This window comes from Wolbachia endosymbiont of Drosophila ananassae, from assembly GCF_008033215.1.
In the GTDB taxonomy this organism is placed as follows: domain Bacteria; phylum Pseudomonadota; class Alphaproteobacteria; order Rickettsiales; family Anaplasmataceae; genus Wolbachia; species Wolbachia pipientis.
This window is the reverse complement of record NZ_CP042904.1, coordinates 128,387-149,057: the sequence shown is the minus strand read 5'-3', so window position 1 is coordinate 149,057 and position 20,671 is coordinate 128,387. Positions and strand designations below refer to the sequence as shown.

Sequence of the window (20,671 nt, the reverse complement as noted above, 5' to 3'; positions counted from 1 at the left end):
AGCGCTGTGTACATAACTGCACGAACGTCTAGTTTAGGGGTAAGAAAAATTAGGGCCCGCAAATTAATCCAAACACATAAGTGTAGTGTTACCACCAAATGCTGTAGTGTTAACACTTACAACTTTTTCTGTAGAAAAACGCTGTAAATAATGAGGACCACCAGCTTTTGGCCCAGTGCCAGATAGTCCTCTACCACCAAATGGTTGTATCCCAACTGCTGCACCTATCTGGTTACGGTTGATGTAGACATTTCCAACTGATATTTTTTTACTTATAGTGTCAATTTGACTTTGTATACGACTCTGCAAAGAAAACGTAAGCCCATATCCAGTACTATTTATATCACTTATAACTTCATTTAATTGTGACTTGTTAAAACGTATGATATGTAAAATAGGACCAAATACTTCTTGCTTTAATTGCGAAATTTTTTGTATCTCATAAATATATGGAGGAAAGAAATAACCATTATGAGAATTTGTATCCATGGGTACTTTAAATAACAGATTTGAATCTTTATCCTCTGACATTTTTTGCGTATGTTGAGTGAGCATATCGATAGATGCTTTATCAATTATTGGACCAATATCAGTACTAAGTTGTATTGGGTCACCAATCTTGAGTTCTTGCGCTGCACCGCATATCATTTTTATCTGCTTCTCTGCTATGTCCTCTTGAATAAACAGCACTCTAAGCGCAGAACAGCGTTGGCCAGCGCTGCGAAACGCAGAAAGCAAAACATCCGTAGTCACTTGCTCTAAGAGAGCAGAGCTATCAACTATCATAGCATTGAGCCCTCCTGTTTCAGCAATAAGTGGTACGATAGGACCATCCCTATTTGCAAGCATTTTATTGATTATTTGAGCAGTTTGTGTTGAGCCAGTAAAAGCTACTCCGGCAATTCTATTGTCTGGAACTAATATTTTGCCTAAATATCCACCATCCCCAGGAATGAGGTGTAACACATTCTTTGGTATCCCAGCTTCATGTAGTATCTTAACAGCTTCGTAGGCAATAATCGGCGTTTGCTCTGCCGGTTTTGCCAGCACTGCATTACCTGCTGCAAGTGCAGCTGAGACCTGCCCAATGAAGATAGCGAGCGGAAAATTCCACGGTGATATGCATAAGAAAACTCCTCTGCCTTCAAAAAAGATGAAGTTATCTTCACCTGTTGGGCCCGGCAATTTTTTCCAGTCGCTCAGTTCATTTTTTGCTATCATTGCATAATAACGCAGAAAGTCGATTGCCTCTCTTACTTCTGCTATTGCATCGGATAAAATTTTTCCTGCTTCCACAATCAGAATGTAAATTAACTCTTTCATCCTTTCCTCAAGCAAATCTGCAGCTTTTTCAAGGCATTTAGCGCGCTCTTCTGCTGAAACATTCTGCCACTTAGCAAAAGCACTATGTGCTATTTCAAGAGCGTTTAAAGCTTGATCGCTTGTTGCACTTGACACTTCTCCAATTACATTTTCCAAATGTGCAGGATTCACTACTTCGATAAATTCAGCATTATCAAATAGTGCTTTTCCATCAATTATTGGTCCAACTTGCCACTTTTTTTCACTAAAACCCTTTATATCATCTGCAAATTGTGAGACTATCACAGAATCACTAATATCCATCCCCAAGGAATTTTTTCTTTCTGGTCCCAAAATATCTTGTGGTAATGGAATGCCTGGATGAGGTTCATAATTAAAATTTATAGCTTTTTCCAGTGGATCTGAAATTAACTCATCGATTTTAACGTTAGGATTACTTATTTGATTAACAAACGAACTATTAGCTCCATTTTCAAGAAGGCGTCTTATAAGATAAGGCAACAAGTCACTATGTTCCCCAACGGGTGCGTAGACACGACAGCTAACATTTGTTGCAAGCTCTGACATTGCATAATCATATAAGTCTTTTGCCATTCCATGTAAGCGTTGAAATTCAAATCCAGGGTGGTTTTTATCAGCAAGTTCCATGATAGAAGCAAAAGTATAGACGTTATGAGTTCCAAAGCATGGGTAAAAGCTGTTTGGTTTACTCAAAAGTTTCTGTGCGCACACGAGGTAAGATACGTCAGTATAGCTTTTTCTTGTAAATACTGAGTAATCATTTAATCCCAATTCTTGCGTACACTTGATTTCTGAATCCCAATATGCACCTTTTACAAGCCTCACCATAATTTTGTGCTTTGATCGAATAGCAACATCCTCTACAAAGTCAAGAACAGATAAAGCACGTTTTTGATATGCTTGTACAGCCAAGCCGAGCCCTTCCCACTCAGAAAGTGATTCATCAAGCCGTAATTGTTCAAACAAGATTAAGGAAATTTCAAGCCTTTCTGTTTCTTCTGCGTCTATGCATAGTGAAATGTTGTATTTTTTTGCCTCGCGGCAGAGCTCTAAAACCTTAGTGAATATCTCACCAGCAATTCGGCCAAATTGACTAAATTCATAACGTGGGTGTAAAGCAGAAAGTTTGATTGAAATTCCATGGGATTTAAAACAATCATTTATTTCAGTGGATTCACCTATAGCTTTTATTGAGTGCATGTACGAATTAAAATACTCTTCTGCATCCTCAGTTGTGTGAGCAGCTTCGCCAAGCATATCAAAAGAGTATAAAAACTTACTATTGTCATCTAGTTTTGCGTACCTTAAAGCTTCTTCTATGGTTTCTCCAACAACAAAATGATTACCAAGCATAGACATTGCTTGTTTTACTGCTTTGCGAATGATCGGTTCTCCTAAATTCTTAAGTAACTTAGAAATTGCGTAATAGAACTTCGAATCGCCTTCATTATCTCTCAATATACTGCTACCTATCATTAAACTCCACATGGAAGCATTGACGAACAATGAAGAAGAATATCCTAAATATTTACTCCATTCTTGATTGGCAATTTTATCTTTGATTAGCTCGTCTATTGTATAATCATCTGGTATTCTAAGTAGTGACTCAGCAAGACACATAAGCGCTATTCCTTCATCATTGGAAAGCGAGTATTGCTGCATAAAGGAATCTACAATACTTAATTTATTGTGTTTGATTTTTTCAATAACTTGTTTTGCAATATTATAAATTCTATTTTTTGAATCAGCCGAAAGCTCTGCTTTTTCTACAAGATAACGTATATAACTCTTTTCATCAGTACGATAAAATCCTTGTAAACGTTTTCTGAGTTCATTAGGTTCTTGTATAGAGCTTATCATATATAATTATCTCCAAAAAATACTCCGACACCATATGTATGGTGAAATTATATCATAACTTTGCGCAGAGCAAATTGCTATTTACAAAGGGATCAGGGCTGGCTAAAAGAAGTCCATGCAATAACTTCACTAAATCAAAAAGATTGTGCAAGTATGTAGCTCAACACTCCACCACACATCAAGTATTTAGTCTCAGTTGCGGTTTGTACACAGCATTTGAGTTGAATTGATTGCCTTGAATTATCCTTTCTTTTGATGATACATTCTAGATTTCCACCTGGCACTATTTCACCTTTTATGCTTATTACCTTACTACCATCAAATATCTTTCTGGTTATTCCATTTTGAAATACAAGTGGAAGAACACCCATACCAACTAAGTTGGACCTATGTATACGCTCAAAGCTTTCTGCAATGACAACTTTAACCCCCAACAATAAAGTACCCTTTGCTGCCCAATCCCTACTTGAACCTGTGCCATATTCTTTTCCTGCAACAATGATTAGAGGTACATTATTTTCCTTGTAACGCATTGCTGCATCAAAAATTGACATAATTTCTTGAGAAGGAATATATTTTGTATATCCACCTTCGGTGCTAACCATTTCATTTTTTATTCTAATGTTAGTAAAAGTGCCACGCATCATTACATTGTGGTTACCACGACGAGATCCATACGAATTAAAGTCCTGTGGCTCAATTCCAAGATTTTTTAAATATATACCTGCAGGACTACTTGAGGCAATATTTCCAGCAGGGGAAATGTGATCAGTGGTTATGCTATCGCCAAACATTGCCAATATTTGTGCACCTTTTATATCGATTTTATTATTTTTAGGTGATAAATTATCAAAATAAGGCGGATTTTGTATGTAAGTGCTGTTTGCATCCCAATTATAGATTTCACTTTTTTCACACTTTATCTTTCGCCAATGTTTATCACCAGAAAAAACATCCTTATACTTTTGTATGAACATCTCACGTGTTACCACATTTTTAACACAATCTTCGATTTCATTATTTGTTGGCCATATATCCTTGAGGTATACGTCACTTCCATTCTTATCTTTGCATATAGGATCTTTTGTCAAATCAATTTGCACAGTGCCTGCAAGTGCATATGCAACAATAAGTGGCGGAGATGCCAAGTAATTAGCTTTGACTAACGGATGAATTCTTCCTTCAAAGTTACGATTGCCAGATAAAACTGCAGCAACGGTTAAGTTTTTGTTTTTAATGCCATCTTCTATATCTTTATTGAGTGGACCAGAATTCCCAATGCAAGTTGTGCAACCATATCCAACTAGATTAAAACCCAAAGCATTTAGATCTACCTGCAATCCAGACTTTTCTAAATATTCTGTTACAACTTGTGACCCTGGAGCAAGAGAAGTTTTAACCCAAGGCTTTGATTTTAATCCAAGTTTAATTGCATTACGAGCTACAAGACCTGCAGCAATCATCACACTTGGATTTGAAGTATTAGTGCAGCTTGTTATTGCTGCAATAACTACACTTCCATCTTGGAGTTTATCGCTTTCCTTTGACTCATTAACTGAAAATGATTTAGAAAAAGACTCTGCCACTTGTGAAAGAAAAACCTTATCTTGTGGTCTTTTAGGACCAGCCATTACTGGCTTCACGCTCGATAAATCAAGTTCTAGTGCGTCAAAAAATGCTAACTCGTCACTACTACGCCACAGTCCTTGCTCTTTCGCATAAGCCTCAACTAGCTTAATCAGCTTTTCTGGCCTTCCGGTTAAGCTTAAATAATCTAGCGTTTTTTGATCAATTGGAAAAAATCCACAAGTTGCGCCATACTCCGGGGCCATGTTTGCTATAGTGGCTCTATCTGCCAAAGATAAATAATCTAAACCATCACCATAAAATTCTACAAACTTACCAACAACGCCTTTTGTTCTTAGGATATTGGTAACCGTCAGCACTAAATCGGTCGCAGTTACTCCTTCCGACAATCTGCCAATTAATTTAAATCCAACTACTTCTGGAATCACCATACTAATTGGTTGACCAAGCATCACAGACTCAGCTTCTATGCCTCCAACACCCCAACCAAGAACTGATAATCCGTTAACCATTGTAGTATGGCTGTCAGTACCAACTAAAGTATCAGGATATATGACTCCATCATTATTACACACAACTTGCGCTAAATATTCAAGATTCACTTGGTGGCAAATCCCTGTGCCAGGCGGCACTACTCTAAAATTTGTGAAGGACGATTCTCCCCACTTTAAAAATTGATATCTCTCCAAATTTCTTTTTACTTCTAACTCAACATTCTTACTGAATGCGGAAACACTTCCATAACTATCTACTTGAACAGAATGGTCAATCACAAGATCAACCGGTACAGACGGATTTATATTGCTTGGGTTTCCTCCATTTTTCTTAACATAGTCCCGCATTGAAGCTAGATCAACAACAGCAGGAACCCCTGTAAAATCTTGCATCAACACCCTTGCTGGTTTATAGCTAATTTCGTGATTAGTGTGTTTATTAACGCAGTCTGCTAGTACTCTTATGTCATCTAGCTTTACGTTTACTCCATCTTCATTGCGCAATAAACTTTCAAGCAGAACCTTAAGTGAGTAAGGCAATTTAGTCACATCTATTCCTAAAAATTCACTAGCACTACTTAGGCTAAAATAGTTGTATGACTTCCCGTCAATGTTTAAAGTCGTTTTTGCATTTAAAGAATTGTTCATCCTATCACACTATATTAGTTAAAATTGGAATTACTACCGTTACTTTTTTGTTGTTGACCTTGCTGCTCATACATAGTTTCAAAATCTATAGGATCTAGCATCAGTGGGGGAAATCCACCACTACTTGTAACTCTTGCAATTATTTCTCTTGCAAAAGGGAAAAGAAAAGTAGGTCCGCCAATAAACAAAGCTTGTCTTACCTCTTCCTCTCTCAACTCTTTTAAATTTTCTATTGAAAAAATGCCACAATATTTCGTCTCACAAATGAAAGCTACACCATCTTTTATGCCTTCATCTTTTACCGTTGCTTTGACTTCTATATGCAAAGTAATTTCATGAAAAGATTTTTCTTCATTCACTTCTTCTTTGTTTTTCGTCCCTTCTAATTTTGCTGAATTGATATTAACCATTACATTAATATCTGGAGCTTTACTAGAGGAAAGGAATGGCGAATTCGGATTCTCAAATGATAGATCTTTAACATATTGACCGTGAATTCTCATTTTTTGTTGTGGCATTTCTTACGTCTCCTTTAATTAAGTTGAGATATTTAATACTTTCTTATATAATATATTCATTTACAAACGAATAGCAAACCTGATTATAAGTTGATATGAAAAACATATTTTCATTAATAATTAATAATGTTCGGATACTTTATATGCCAAGGAGTTGAGTTACTATGATAGAGCTTGTAATATATGCTTTATTAGCGGCGTTCATTTTTTCACGTTTGTATAATTCTTTAGGAAGATCAGCCAACCTCAACCTAAAAAAGCTAACTAGTGTATTGGATGTAAGCCGAAGTAGAGAAGACGTAGTAGAAAACATTGAGGGTTACATTGATAGCAATGATGAAAATTCAATAAAAGTTACTTATGAACAAATATTAAAAAAAAATAAAGATTTTTCTATTTCCCACTTTATAGAAGGTTCAAGCATAGCTTTTGAATTAATAATAAAGTATTTCAATCAAGGAAATTTGTCTCAGTTAAAACCACTTCTCGATAAAGACTTATATGATAATTTTGCAGAGAAGATTAAACATCGTAAAGAGGTGCACGAGTCTATCATTGTTTCTATCGTTTCACAAAAGATTTTAGAAATAAAGCTAGTAAAAAATGTAGTGTTTATTGCAGTATATTTCCTTTCAGAGCAAATTAACTTCGTTAAGAACAATGAAGGAGATATCATATCAGGTAGTACATCCACTATTAATAAAGTTGAGGATGTATGGCAATTCAAAAAAAATGTTAATTCATCAGACCCAAGCTGGTTGCTTGTTTCTATTCACTATAAAAAGACAAGTAACGATAAGACAAATGACAAGTAAGATTAGTTTTATTTAGAGTTAACCATGGAAAGCAAGCTACGCGAACTAGTACTTGACACTGAAACGACAGGTCTTGACACTGAATCTGGTCATCGAATTATTGAAATAGGGTGTGTGGAATTAATTAATCGTATTCCAACAGGTAAAGTATTCCATCGGTACCTTAACCCAGAAAGAGATATACCTTATCACTCGTTTAAGATTCACGGTATTAGTGAAGAATTTTTAGAAGATAAACCATTATTTTCAGATGTTGCACTTGAATTTCTTGACTTTATATCTAATGATATTTTGGTAATTCACAACGCTGAATTCGATGTTAAGTTCCTTAACATGGAGCTAAGCAAGCTGAATGCTGGGTTAATTTCCTCAGATAGAGTGCTAGATACATTACCTCTTGCGAGGAAAAAATTCGCAGGATCACCTGCTTCTTTGAATGCATTATGTAAGCGTTTTGATATATCGCTAGAGAATAGAGAATTGCACGGAGCACTAGTTGATGCTCAATTGCTTGCAAAGGTATATGTTGAACTTACAGGAGGGTTACAAACCTTTCTGTTTGATAATGAATGCAATCAGGACAGTAACTCTACATTCGTTCAGCATAAAGTGCGTAATCTAACTCCCAGAGAACATTCACCAAATAGTGAAGAAATTGATGAACATAAGAAACTGTTAGACAAAATTAACAATACACTTTGGAATAAATATATTGAATAGGTCAACTAATAAAGATACAATTTAATTTTACTGAGAGCACCCTAATGGTAAGGTTTATAAGATTGTTATCTAATGTGCTAGCAGCATTAGCAGTTGTTTTTTTAGGTTATTGTTATTTCACTAAAAAAGGCATATTTGCCCCAGCAGCGATTCACAACGCAGAAGTTAAGATAGGCGGAGATTTTTCTTTAATTAATCAGGACGGACAGATCCTGCGCAGTAGTGATTTTAAAGATAAATACATGATGATTTTCTTTGGGTTTTCCTCATGCAAAAGAATTTGCCCTATGAACCTTGGGATAATTTCAGAAACACTTGCAAGGTTAGATGAGAAAACTAACAACAAGCTACAAACATTTTTTATCACAGTTGATCCTGAGCGCGATAGCACGGAAAGACTTAAAGAATTTCAGCAGCAATTTGACCACAGAATACAAATGTTAACTGGTGAAAGAGAAAAAATAGACGAAGTAGTTGCAAAATATAAAGTATATGCAAGCAAAGTAGACGGAGAAGAAGAAATCAACCATTCTTCGATAATATATCTTATTGGCCCTGGAGGAAGATATGTTACACACTTTGCAGCTGATTTAAATTCAGACGAAAGTCAATCTGATAAGATTTTGGCTGAGATCAGAAAATACGTAAACTGAATTATAGATTTTTCTGTTAATTAGCCGAGCACGCAACTGCATGAGCATTATAATTTAATCTCCACCTGGAAGACACATTGGAATGACACTATTTGCTGTCTTCAAAAATAAACATTCGTAAAGTTGTGCTTTTAATATGGGTTATCAGTTTAAAAATGTTGCTAATCAGCATATATGAATGTAATATTAATTAACATTCATAAACGAAGCAATACCATGGAAAATAGTTATAATGCCGATGCAATAAAAATCTTAAGGGGTCTTGATGCTGTAAGGAAACGTCCAGGTATGTACATTGGTGACACTGACGATGGATCTGGCTTGCACCACATGGTATATGAGGTTATTGACAACGCAATAGATGAGTCTTTAGCTGGATATTGTGATAAAATTGAAGTTAGCATAAATAAAGATGGTTCAGTATCTGTAACTGATAATGGTCGTGGCATTCCAACTGACATTCATGAAGAAGAAGGAATATCAGCAGCAGAGGTAATAATGACTCAACTCCATGCTGGTGGTAAATTTGACAGTAATACCTATAAAGTTTCTGGGGGATTACATGGTGTTGGAATCTCAGTTGTGAATGCATTATCAAGCTGGTTGGAATTAACTATTTGGCGCAATAAGAAAGAACACTTTATGCGTTTTGAAGATGGTGAGTCTATTGAACCTTTAAAGGTAGTCAACGAAAATACAAACAAAAGAGGAACTAAAGTCACGTTCATGCCATCAACAGAGACTTTTAATGGCATTAATTTCAGTTACTCAACGCTTGAAAGTCGTATAAGAGAATTAGCATTTTTAAATTCAAATATCGACATTACTTTACGTGATCTGCGCAATGAACCATATACAGAATCTCATTTCAATCAGAGCAATCAATCTAAAGACAATTTTGGTACAGCAAATTTTGTGCAGTATTTAGATAAGAATAAGACACATGTAACTAAAATTGCCAGTATGAAAGGAGATGCAGAAGATCTTGGCATCAGCTTGGAAATATCGATGGAATGGAATGATTCCTACTATGAGAATATGTTGTGTTTCACTAATAATATACGGCAACGAGATGGTGGTACGCATTTGGCAGGATTTAGATCTGCACTAACTAGATGTATCAATACCTATGCAACTAATGAAGGGTTTTTAAAGAAAGCAAAAGTAAATTTAACTGGAGAGGACGTTAGAGAAGGTTTAACTTGTGTTTTATCTCTTAAGATGCCTGATCCTAAGTTTTCTTCACAAACAAAAGATAAACTAGTTAGTTCTGAAGCACGTGCAGTTGTAGAAAGTATAGTTTCTGATAAATTGAGCACAATCCTTGAAACTGATCCCAAATTGGCAGCAAGCATAGTAGAAAGAGCAATCAGGTCAGCAAAAGGAAGAGAAGCTGCAAGAAAAGCGCGCGAGCTAGTTAAAAGCAAAAACAATATTGATATTGCAACTCTGCCAGGAAAGCTTGCTGATTGTCAGGAAAAAGCTCCTGAGTTATCGGAATTATTTATAGTAGAGGGTAATTCAGCAGGTGGTACTGCAAAGCAGGGGCGTAATCGTAAAACACAAGCAGTGCTTGCCTTAAGAGGAAAAATTCTAAACGTAGAACGTGTAAGTTTAGATCGTATTTTTTCATCTGCAGAAATAGGCTCTTTAATTACTGCAATTGGTGCTGGAATAGGGAGTGAACACTTCGATATTGAAAAAGCTAGATATCATAAAATTATCATCATGACAGATGCAGATGTTGATGGTTCACATATAAGAACTTTGATTCTGACTTTCTTTTTTAGACACATGCGTGAAGTTATTGAAAAGGGCTACTTATACATAGCACAGCCACCCCTCTATAAAGTTACAAAGAATGCTAAAGACACTTATATTAAAGATGACGAAACTTTTGAAGAGTATATAATAAACTCAGCAGTTAAAAGATTAACACTAAGTAGTACAGCTACAGAATTTAACGATTTGCGCCTTATTTTGAATAAATGCGTTAGCATTTCTAATATTAGCAAAAATTATGATAGAGAGATACCACAAAATCTCTTAGAGTCATTGCTAATTTTAAGCAAAAAGAATGCTCTATCATCGGCTGATGATATATTAAAGTATTTGAAGTTAATGTACAGCGAATATACTTGGGAAGTGGAAATAAAAGATGAAGAAAAAGAAATTCACATCTCTAAATTGTTTCAAGGATTGGCAGACAAATATATATTTGCACTTAGTATGCTTGAAGGCAAAGATATGCAAAACATATTAAGTTTGCTTGATGGTATAAGTAATTTATTTAATGGTGATTCATTTTTAAAATCACAAGAAACTGAAATAAGAATCACTTCTCCAAGTACGCTTGCAAAAATAATAATGGACTATGGTAAAAAGGGTTTAACTCTGCAGAGATTTAAAGGTCTTGGTGAAATGAATGCTGATCAGCTATGGGATACTACGTTAAATCCTGAGGCTAGAACTTTACTAAAGGTTGAAATAAAAGATTGTGAAGAAGCTGATTCCATATTTTCAATACTAATGGGTGATATAGTTGAACCACGCCGTGATTTTATTAATAGCAATGCACTCAACGTGCATGATGTTGATATTTGAACTTTTAGCAAAATGTACGAACGTTACGGGTTTAAGCAAAGACTGTGTCATTCAAGTAGCTGACACTGGTTCCTTTATAACGGTGTCATTCCAGTGCTTGACACTGGAATCCAGGTTGCTCACAAGCAAACTAGCATAGAAAGTGGTTACAACGTTTTCGATGAGATTGCAGAAAGGCTGGATTCCAGTGTCAAGCACTGGAATGAAAGCAGTCCTACGTCATGCCGCGATTCATTCGCGGTATCTCTAGATCCCGCTAACAAGCAGCGGGATGACGGTTGTCAGGGTGTCTCCCACTACCTTCTCCTGTCATCCCAGTGCCTCCCTCCCCTGTCATCCAAGTAGCTTGACACTTGTATCTTTATGATGTGAGGCATTAGAGCTAAAATACCTCACAGGGAGGGTGAAGCTGATGCGACGCTAATGCCATTAAGGCCGAATCCCAGATTTTGCTTCCCTCCCATAGAGTTATAGCTCTTCTCATAATAATCCAAATAAGGTAAGAATGGATTTATGGTAGAGGGGTTTGTATGCCAGCAGCGTATAGTTACGACTTAAGGAAAAAAGCAATGGAAGCATTGGATGAAGGAGAAAGTAGAGCAACTGTTGCCAAGAGATTTAAAATTGGAAAAACGACTTTATATGAGTGGCAGAAAAGGCGTGAGGAAACGGGAGATTTTCAGTCAAAAAAGCCTGGAAGCGTAGCATAAAATTACCGACTGGAATGTCTTCACCGAATTTGCAAAAAACCATGGTGGCAAGACTCAGTCAGAGATGGCCAAACTCTGGAGTCGACAAATGATTCACCGCGCACTTAAAAATATTGGATTTACAAGAAAAAAAGACCTACGGATATAAAGAAAGAAATGAAGAAAAGCGAGCTCAATTTGCAAGGGTTATAGCGACAAAACATCGTGATAATCTTGTATATATTGACCTTACCCAGAAAAAGTGGAGAGAAAGTTTGGAATGTTTTTCACAAAGAGAATGATGAATCAAAATGCTCAAGAATGCAATAGTTAATAGTGACGTTGTTTGTTATAAAAAATTTCTATGTATTCAAATATTGCAGTTCTAGTTTGTTGAGCAGAGTGTTGTGAAGTATCAATAAGTATTTCTCTTTTCAATGAGCTAAAGAAGCTTTCTGCAACAGAATTGTCGTAACAACAACCTTTATGACTCATCTATGTTTTTTATGGATAAGAGATATTGATAACCTTGCGAAGTATATTGTGAACCTTGATCACTATGTAATAGTAGATTTTTGGCAGGTTTACGCTTGTTAACGTCCATTAATAAAGAGTCCATAACCAATTGTTTATTTATTGAACTGCTCATTAACTACCATGCGTGAATATAGATCGATTATTGTTGCCAAATATAGCCATCCTTCTTTGGTTTTTATATAAGTAATCCCATACTTTATTTGGTTGATCGACAATAAAGTTTTGGTCTAATATATTGGGAGCTACGACTCTACTGTCCGTTTGTTGTTTCTTAATTTTAAATTTTCTTCTCAATATAGCCTGAATACCATTTTTCTGCATAATACTTTGCACTGTTTTTAAGTTGCAACTTTTACCCAAAGCCTTTAATTCAGCATGAATTTTAGGAGCTCCATATCTACATTTAGAAGCTTGATATATTTTTTGAATATCTGCTAATAACTCTTTATTTGCTGATTCTCTACTGCTTATTTTCCTTGTAGTCCACTTATAGTAGCCACTAGCAGAAAATCCTACATAATTCCTGTACTTTATAGCAGTTACTATATAAAAAAATATTTTACTCTTTTTGACTGGCCAGGGCTTTTTTTTAAATGTCTCTTTCCCTTGTTACTCTTGCTTTGTAAATCAAACCTCTCTTTGTCATAAGGTGCTACATCTGGAAATGCATTTGCCGCTGACTTTTTTTCGTTATATTTCTTCATCCATTTTCCTAATACACTATCCCTTATTCCTAGATCTCTTGCTACTTTTGCAACTGGTTGACCTACCTTTCTTTGTTCATTTGCCAGCTTAACAGCTTCCAATTTGAATTCTGCCGTATATTCTCTTGCCATTTCTAATCCTCCAAAATTTTATTTTACCCGAAAAAACTCCTTTCTTTCTCTCCACTTTTTCTGGGTAAGGTCAAATGCTCCATCTCTTCCTGTCAGCGGCCTTCCTTCTCTTATCGATGATAGAATATTTGCTTCCAGTTCTTTATAGTCTACCAATCCGGTAGTTTTATTTGCTATTCTTTGATTCATATGTGAAACCTCCATTTTTTTATATCAATTTATTACTTTTTTTTCGGTTTGACACACTTTTTTGAACCATACGCGTCAAGTTAAGAGATTGTGAGCAAATTTAGAGAGGTTAAAGTGGATACTCTAGCCCTTCTACGTTTGTCTTTTAATGAAAATCGCGACCAAGTTATAGTGAGTTTTTTAAGAAATGCTTTTAAACTATTAATTTTGGTTAATACTAAAAATAACTCTCTAACCCGCCTTTTTAGCTCAATAAATGCCTTTGTTAAGCTAAGTTCTGTATTCTTTTTCACTTCTGTGCAACCAACTATGCCGTGAAATATAAGAATTGCGCACAATTTAGCATATAGTTCACATAATACTCTGCATGGCTTTCCTTTTAGCTTATCAAGCCTGATATGGCTTTTATACAATTTAAATAATAACTCAATTTGCCACCTTACTCTGTAAATCGTTAATACTTGCTCAGCACTAATTTTATTTTCTGGAACATTAGTTATACCAGTTCAATAATTTTTGATTTCTTTTAGAGGATCCTGCGATCTTGCTAATCTATTAGCTTTCCTTCTTCTGGCCATAGACTGTTCTTCAGTTAGTTTCTGACATATAATTCTTACTCTAATTTTTGCTTCTTTTCCTAACAATACCTCGTTTTCTAAAAATCTCTAAACATTCTAATAACTCCATTTTTTGATTTGTTTCTACATCATATACGTTGGTATCGACGACTTATGAAATAAGCTCCTATTTCATTGATTTGTTTAAAAGAACTTGGCACAAAATAACCGAGATCAGATATTAGCAAATCATTGCTTAATATATTACTTAAATGTTTCCTATATCCCTGGTCTGATCTTACCCCCTCCGTTAAATTAAGTTGGTCTATTATCTGATTCATGTAGTCGAAAACTAATTGTAACTTTATTCCAGACTTAGTATTGCTTTCATAGCCACTGTAGCTAGTACCATAACCTTTATACATCTCTTCCATACTGTTAGGTAGAGTAATATAGCTACTGTCCAATAATTTAACACTATTAAATTGCTGTAAGATTTTGCAATCAACTTGCAAGATATTTTTAAAGAGAATCACAGATTCATTATACATCCTTTTCATAAATTCCACTGCTTCTTCAGTAAATCTAAAATCCAAACCTTGTTTTGTTATATCTATCGAGTCCTCGTTTAGTAATTGACACATTGTTTCTACGCTACAATTATCAACTCCTATATTACCCAAGACCATGGCTTTTACGAATGATGAACCTTTTAGCTTTCTCTTTCTTTTTATAAACCTTGTTGTAATTGAGATTTTCTCTGCTTTTTCATTAAAAAATTCTTTGAGCTTTTTTGATAAGCAAGTTATTTTATTCATTGGTTCTCTCACTAAAAGTATATCTGGGAGAACTTATACCTTATTATTCTATCTCTTTCATACCTTTATTTCCTTAACTTGACGCGTATGCTTTTTTGAACATTCCCAACGAAAAAAGAAAAACAAGGTCTAATTTTCTTTTTTATTTGCGATTTATCTATTAATTAACCGTGAAAGGTTACGTGTAATGCTCCTTCACATAATTATCAATAATTGCCTTAAATTCTTCAGAGACATTATCACCTTGTAAAGTTTTGAAATATTTGCCGTCTTTGTAGACTGCTGAAACAGGTTTTTCTCCATATCCAGGCAAGCTGATTCCCAAATTTGCGTGTTTGCTTTCTCCAGGACCGTTTACTATGCATCCCATAACAGCAATGCTCATATGCTCTACACCTGGATTTTTTTTCTTCCATATCGGTATATGAGTTTTTATATAGCCATTCACCTCTTCAGTTAATATACGAAAACGATCGCTACTCGTGCGCCCACAACCAGGACATGAATTAACCTGAGGGTTAAAGTATCGCAAGCCTATAGACTGCAATATTTCCTGACACACCACCACTTCATTAGTACGCGATTCACCAGGACGTTGAGTCAAAGAAGCCCGTATTGTATCTCCAATGCCATTTTGCAATAAATAAGTAAGCCCTGCTGCGGTATTTACCACACCTTTATTGCCCATACCAGCCTCAGTTAAACCCAAATGCAGCGCATAATTGGAAGATTTTGCAAGTGCCATATAAACTAAAATTAAATCTTGCACTTTGCTAACTTTACATGAAATGATTATTTTGTTTGAATTTAGACCAATTCCTTCAGCTTTTTTTGCACTATCAAGAGCAGACATTACAAGTGCTTTGCGCAGTATAACATCAGAAGGCCTTGAATTACTAAGCGAAGAGTTTTCATCCATCAATTTTTGCAAAAGGTATTTATCAAGACTACCCCAATTTACCCCAATTCTAACCGGAAGATCGTGCATTATTGCATACTCTATCACCCTTTCAAACTTCTCATCACGTTTGTCGCCAAAGCCTATATTGCCTGGATTGATTCTAATTTTACCCAGCATTTTGATGTTGTCTGGATAATCTTGAACTAATTTATCTAGCTCATATTGACCGCAGCCTACCAATATTTTACCGTCAAAACCTTCTTTATTTATCTCTTCTACTATATAAGGTATTGCTCTTGCTACCTCCTCTGAGTTCAAGGCAATTCGCACCAATTCTGAACCTGTACGCGCTAGTTCTGTTATCTCTTTTGCATAATGTTTTGCGCTACTTTTTATATTATCAGCATCTATATGCACGCCAAGCGCCATAGATTGTACAACTACAGGATTATTTCCGCCTATCTTTACTTTTCCAACTTCTACAACATGAGTTTTGTGCCTGGAAATCTGCGATAATTCATATGTATTATCATTCAATATCAGGTCTTTATCTAGCATATTATTAATGGCCAATATTGTGATACTATTTTACTGTGTCAGCTACACTGCCAAATGAACTTGAACCATTCAAACTATAAGCATCTACGTTATCCAAATTAGCAATAGAATCATGTGAGCACGTTCTTCTTGATGGAGTTTCTTTTATAGTGATATTTATAGGAGAAACTTTCTTTTCTCGTGTTGAAGTAACTTTCTTCCCTTCTTGTTGTTCACTTTCATGCTGCTTATTTTCATACTGGGAAACTGGCTCTTGATCTATAAATACAGCACCCTTTAAACGTGTGATATTAATACCATGCTGATTTATCATAGCGCTCTCTTCATCGTCGACTATGCACGCTTCCATGTCATTTGGCTCATTATCAAGACTAGCAATTTTTTTCTCTTTTAATTTTTTGATTAGATCTTCTTTATTTATAGCTCGATCTTGTGACTTTTTTTTCTTGAGCAATTCCCTACGCTTTTCATATAGCTTATATGACTCAGCAAAATCCTCATCTGTATGAAAGCTTGCACCACCAGGGTTACCAGGAGGTATGTATCTCTTACTGAGCTTAGATTTAGCTTCAGCACTATGCACAGTAAAAAAGCTAGAAACCAAAAACATTAATATAAACAAAACTTTAGAAAAAATCCTAAGCATATGGTGCTATAGTAAATATCGTGTTTTAAAAGATAGCAATTAACAAACTTTAAGTAAACCAGAATCTTTACTAACTTTACAATACAAATATTTTTCTAAAAAGTGATATGTTTACTATCAAAAAATCTACATAGGCTAAGAGAAGAGGAAGGTGTTACAAGTTGCGTAACACCTTTTCAAGAAAAGTGTTATGCAGCTATATGTTTGCAACTTTTAAGTCATTCCGTAGTTTTTTAGTACCATCGGTAGCATCTACATTATTAAGTTTTGCGTCTGGTGTATCTTTAGACAAGTTCTTTTCTTTCTCCCTTTCACACTTAACTCCCTGATAGATACAGAATGCAACAAAACTAGTTATCGCTATTACGGCAACAGCAGTGGCTATGGTACAAATTAGTAGTGTTTTTTCTTGATCTGCTACTGCCTCTGCAAGTGTTTCCACTTTTTCTTGCAGGCCGTTTAAGTGCTCTTGCATAGCTTGAAACTGCTCAGTACCAATCTTGTCTTCTAATGCACTAAAAACTTTTTCAAACTGCTCAGCATCTATCTTTTGAGCTTCTTGCCATTCTTTTAATGCACTAAATACCTCTTCAAACTGTTTAGCATCTATCTTTTGAGCTTCTTGCCATTCTTTTAATGCACCAAAAACTTTTTCAAACTGCTCAGCATCGATTTTTTGACTTTCTTGCAATTCTGTTACACCTAACCAATTGCACAAAATTCCTTTTACCATTTTAACCCCCTAGTTAATTAATATATTATAATTTTACATTCCCAATGTTTAAATTATTATTAAATTAACTGTCATTATGTATTGACCTTTTAATAATTTTGTTTGACTTGCTTTTTGAAAGTGCGAAAACTTAAATTAAGGTACTTACGAAATACATGAAGAAAAATGCTTATTGTATTTTTGTAACCATTCACACTTAATTCTGCAATTCTTTGATCTCACTCATGGAGAGGCCAGTAAACTTAACAATAGTGTTGACATCAACATTATTAGCTAGCATTGCTTTTACGACTTCAATTTTTCCTTTCCGTACACCTTTCTCTTCAGCAAGATCAAGTCTGTATTCAAGGATAGCTTCTTCTTTCTGTAGATCCATCACTCTTTCTTCATAAGCTAGGAGATCTTTTTCACTCCAGTGAAACTTGTCTAATTCATCGTATGCTAGCTTTATTATTGGTGATTCCTCTGCAATTTTCTTTAGATCTTCATCTGTCGTTTCTTCTGCATGCTTAAAAAAGAAGCACCACCTTTCTATTGTGCTTTCTAGTTCCTCCACTCTGCTTTTTGAAAATTTAGGTAATTCTATAAAGACAAATTGAAAATCTTTTAAGTAATGGCCGTTGGTTTTTATATCACGTATATTGTGAGTAGAAATATACTCAACCTCTTCAGGGAATAGCATACCATTGGAAATAGCAATGAAGAAAACCTTCTTTAAATTAATGTAATTTTTATCAGCCTGCCTTGAGTAAGCCTTAGCAGCATAGAGTTGTGCGCGCTTTTCAAAGCCCTTGTCGCGAGCGAGCTGGTCAGGTAAGGAAGCAGTATTACTACTACCCCCTCCCTTAGAAACGCAGCATGCAGGTTTCCCCACACTACGCTTGAGCCCCTTATCTAAGTTCTTCTTTTCTAGAACCGGCTTGTCCTTCATGATTCCTCAGGAAACATCATTCTTAATGGTGACACCAACAGTAGAGAACCTTCTCTTGAGAAAGAGCTTGCTAACATTCTTGTTCGTTTCACTCTCTCATCAAAATACTTTTTCCATTTTAAGTCAAGGGGATTTGCATCCGCTCTGATTTTAACATGTCGTCTGATAGGTATATCAATCAGCTTAAGCAGTCTTAAATACCGTATCTCTTTTGGTTTGTTCTTGCATATGGGTGCAGCAAAGACCCATTGGCGTTGACCCATTACTTTGAAGTAACGATTCTTTATCCAACGTAATCCTTTACGAGGATGTCTTTTCTTTGCCCATTTCCATAAACTATGCCAAATTTCATTGTCGATCTTTCTAAACGCTTTTTTAGCACACACATGGTGATAGTAATTTCCCCATCCTCTCAGTAGAGAGTTGAGTGACTTAATTACTATAGCCTGAGTGTTCTCTATATTTGCTTTTATCAATGTACGTGCTTTATTAAGAAGTCTTTTAATACTTTCTTTCGAAGGTTTAATAATTAACTTCTTATTATATCTACGTACATTACAACCAAGAAAGTCAAACCCTGTTGTGATAGATGTAATCTTTGTCTTCTCTTCTGAAAGAATTAAACCTCGCTCATGAAGAAAAGATGATACTAAAGGCTTAACTTCATTTTCCAGTACTTCATGTGTGAAACCTGAAATAATAAAGTCGTCTGCGTATCTGATTACGTTCACTCCACTTCTGATTTTGTTTCTTCTTCTACTGCCGAGTTTACCAAATCGACTTTCCAATAACTTTTCAAGTCCGTTTAAGGCTAAATTGGCTAGTATTGGAGAAATTATACCACCTTGCGGGGTACCTGCAGTTGTGGGATACAGAGTTTTCGATTCTAGGAAGCCAGCTTTTAACCAACTATGCAGAATTTTCTTCTCCATAGGAATATGCTTCATAAGCCATTCATGATTAATGTTGTCAAAGCATCCTTTGATATCACCTTCAAGTATCCATTGTAGTTGATTACGACTTGCCAGTAACAAATGACAAGCTACTGTAGCATCTGCACAGGATCTTTTAGGCCTAAAGCCATAGGAGTGACGATCACTGATTGTTTCAGCTATCGGTTCCAGAGCAAACAGATATAATGCTTGCATGGCTCTATCTTTTATCGATGGTATTCCAAGAGGTCTTCTTTTGCCATTAGATTTACTGATATAAATCCGTTTTAGCGGAGAAGGTTTATATCCTCTTTGCTTTAACTGCTTTATTCCTTGAAATTTAGCATTGCAAGTTGACCATAATTGACGATCTACACCCGCTGTGTTTTTTCCTTGGTTTTCAGTTACTCTCTTAACAGCCAAAGCTTTTCCGCTAAAAGAGCGTGTGAGAAGATGTTGTAAAGCTTTTACCTTACCCCATCTTCCTTTTTGGACAGCCTTAACAATACGTCTTTGTAGCCTCACAATAACTTTCTGGCATTTCTTCCATGGCAACTGCTTCCATGCTTCAAAGCTTTCGGTAGATGCACTTACAGGTTTACTTGTAATCATCTGCTTTCCTACCTTAAGTGGTTAACAAAGTTTCTTGTCACGAGGGACCAAACGGAAGTCTGCTCGTTTTCACGCGAATTAATGTTACAAATTCTATCCATTTCGTTACAAAATGGCATTCGCTTTCTCCATTCTCCTTTACCTGCACTTCCATCAGCATTCCTTGCGGTTTGCTTGCCATGTAGGCGAAAATACAGGCTTACCCTGTTCCTTCTGTCATACAACAGTGGGTTAGGTGACTTCTCTATACCGGTGGAGTTATTATTTGCGTACATCTAGAAATGAGAAATGTAACTTATCCACATTACCTTTTTGGTTAGAGCTTATCAGCATCTTTAGCTCCTTCATAATTACGATACTTTGAAGTTTCACTTACGTTCACCATACCACTAGCCTAGCTCTCCAACCACATGATGCTTGTAGTTTATGCTCCTCTCACGATTGAGCATCTTCTTTTTCAAGAGGAGGTTCATTGTCCGCATCGCTTGG

13 protein-coding genes and 4 pseudogenes are annotated in these 20,671 nt (G+C 35.7%); 5 read left to right on the top strand and 12 right to left on the bottom strand.

Annotation, left to right across the window (positions count from 1 at the left end):
* Positions 1 to 63: 63 nt before the first annotated feature.
* From putA to secB, 3 genes are all read right to left on the bottom strand, one after another.
* Positions 64 to 3,204, bottom strand: a complete 3,141-nt coding sequence (putA, locus tag EA652_RS00735; RefSeq protein WP_012673071.1) for a bifunctional proline dehydrogenase/L-glutamate gamma-semialdehyde dehydrogenase PutA — start codon at positions 3,202 to 3,204, stop codon at positions 64 to 66.
* Positions 3,205 to 3,338: 134 nt separating this feature from the next.
* Entirely contained in the window at positions 3,339 to 5,933 is a 2,595-nt protein-coding gene (acnA, locus tag EA652_RS00730) for an aconitate hydratase AcnA (RefSeq protein WP_012673070.1), read from the bottom strand.
* Positions 5,934 to 5,947: 14 nt separating this feature from the next.
* Positions 5,948 to 6,451, bottom strand: coding sequence for a protein-export chaperone SecB (gene secB, locus EA652_RS00725; RefSeq protein WP_121721710.1), 504 nt, complete (start codon positions 6,449 to 6,451; stop codon positions 5,948 to 5,950).
* A 164-nt stretch (positions 6,452 to 6,615) separates the two neighbouring features.
* Here secB and EA652_RS00720 point away from each other — a divergent pair, with 164 nt between their 5' ends.
* The 5 genes and pseudogenes from EA652_RS00720 to EA652_RS00700 form a co-directional block, all read left to right on the top strand.
* Positions 6,616 to 7,266 carry a Tim44/TimA family putative adaptor protein gene (locus tag EA652_RS00720; RefSeq protein ID WP_006280141.1) on the top strand — a complete coding sequence of 217 codons (651 nt, stop codon included), beginning with the start codon at positions 6,616 to 6,618 and terminating at the stop codon, positions 7,264 to 7,266.
* A gap of 24 nt (positions 7,267 to 7,290) precedes the next feature.
* The gene (dnaQ, locus tag EA652_RS00715; RefSeq protein ID WP_006280142.1) at positions 7,291 to 7,986 is read left to right on the top strand and encodes a DNA polymerase III subunit epsilon; all 696 of its coding nucleotides are present in this window, start codon (positions 7,291 to 7,293) and stop codon (positions 7,984 to 7,986) included.
* 44 nt (positions 7,987 to 8,030) lie between these two features.
* The gene (locus tag EA652_RS00710) at positions 8,031 to 8,639 is read left to right on the top strand and encodes an SCO family protein (RefSeq protein WP_006280143.1); all 609 of its coding nucleotides are present in this window, start codon (positions 8,031 to 8,033) and stop codon (positions 8,637 to 8,639) included.
* A 216-nt stretch (positions 8,640 to 8,855) separates the two neighbouring features.
* Positions 8,856 to 11,243 carry a DNA topoisomerase (ATP-hydrolyzing) subunit B gene (gene gyrB, locus EA652_RS00705; RefSeq protein ID WP_041582600.1) on the top strand — a complete coding sequence of 796 codons (2,388 nt, stop codon included), beginning with the start codon at positions 8,856 to 8,858 and terminating at the stop codon, positions 11,241 to 11,243.
* 530 nt (positions 11,244 to 11,773) lie between these two features.
* A pseudogene (locus EA652_RS00700) lies at positions 11,774 to 12,180 on the top strand (IS630 transposase-related protein); the annotation flags it as partial.
* 39 nt (positions 12,181 to 12,219) lie between these two features.
* Here the strand turns inward: EA652_RS00700 and EA652_RS07575 are convergent.
* From EA652_RS07575 to EA652_RS07020, 9 genes and pseudogenes are all read right to left on the bottom strand, one after another.
* Positions 12,220 to 13,305: pseudogene (locus EA652_RS07575) on the bottom strand (IS3 family transposase).
* 45 nt (positions 13,306 to 13,350) lie between these two features.
* Positions 13,351 to 13,494 (bottom strand): annotated as a pseudogene (locus EA652_RS06845) (IS256 family transposase); the annotation flags it as partial.
* Between the two features lie 80 nt (positions 13,495 to 13,574).
* Positions 13,575 to 14,869 (bottom strand): annotated as a pseudogene (locus tag EA652_RS00680) (IS4 family transposase).
* Positions 14,870 to 15,047: 178 nt separating this feature from the next.
* Positions 15,048 to 16,328, bottom strand: a complete 1,281-nt coding sequence (gene ispG / locus EA652_RS00675; protein ID WP_006280490.1) for a flavodoxin-dependent (E)-4-hydroxy-3-methylbut-2-enyl-diphosphate synthase — start codon at positions 16,326 to 16,328, stop codon at positions 15,048 to 15,050.
* Positions 16,329 to 16,353: 25 nt separating this feature from the next.
* Positions 16,354 to 16,974, bottom strand: a complete 621-nt coding sequence (locus EA652_RS00670; protein ID WP_012673068.1) for a TRP75-related protein — start codon at positions 16,972 to 16,974, stop codon at positions 16,354 to 16,356.
* 196 nt (positions 16,975 to 17,170) lie between these two features.
* Positions 17,171 to 17,707 carry a hypothetical protein gene (locus EA652_RS00665; RefSeq protein WP_007548394.1) on the bottom strand — a complete coding sequence of 179 codons (537 nt, stop codon included), beginning with the start codon at positions 17,705 to 17,707 and terminating at the stop codon, positions 17,171 to 17,173.
* Positions 17,708 to 17,903: 196 nt separating this feature from the next.
* Entirely contained in the window at positions 17,904 to 18,638 is a 735-nt protein-coding gene (locus EA652_RS00660) for an Rpn family recombination-promoting nuclease/putative transposase (RefSeq protein ID WP_007548396.1), read from the bottom strand.
* Positions 18,635 to 20,182 carry a group II intron reverse transcriptase/maturase gene (gene ltrA, locus EA652_RS00655; RefSeq protein ID WP_007548398.1) on the bottom strand — a complete coding sequence of 516 codons (1,548 nt, stop codon included), beginning with the start codon at positions 20,180 to 20,182 and terminating at the stop codon, positions 18,635 to 18,637. The genes EA652_RS00660 and ltrA overlap by 4 nt, the downstream gene beginning before the upstream one ends.
* Before the next feature lie 37 nt (positions 20,183 to 20,219).
* The gene (locus EA652_RS07020) at positions 20,220 to 20,363 is read right to left on the bottom strand and encodes a hypothetical protein (protein ID WP_019236827.1); all 144 of its coding nucleotides are present in this window, start codon (positions 20,361 to 20,363) and stop codon (positions 20,220 to 20,222) included.
* Between the last annotated feature and the right edge of the window lie 308 nt (positions 20,364 to 20,671).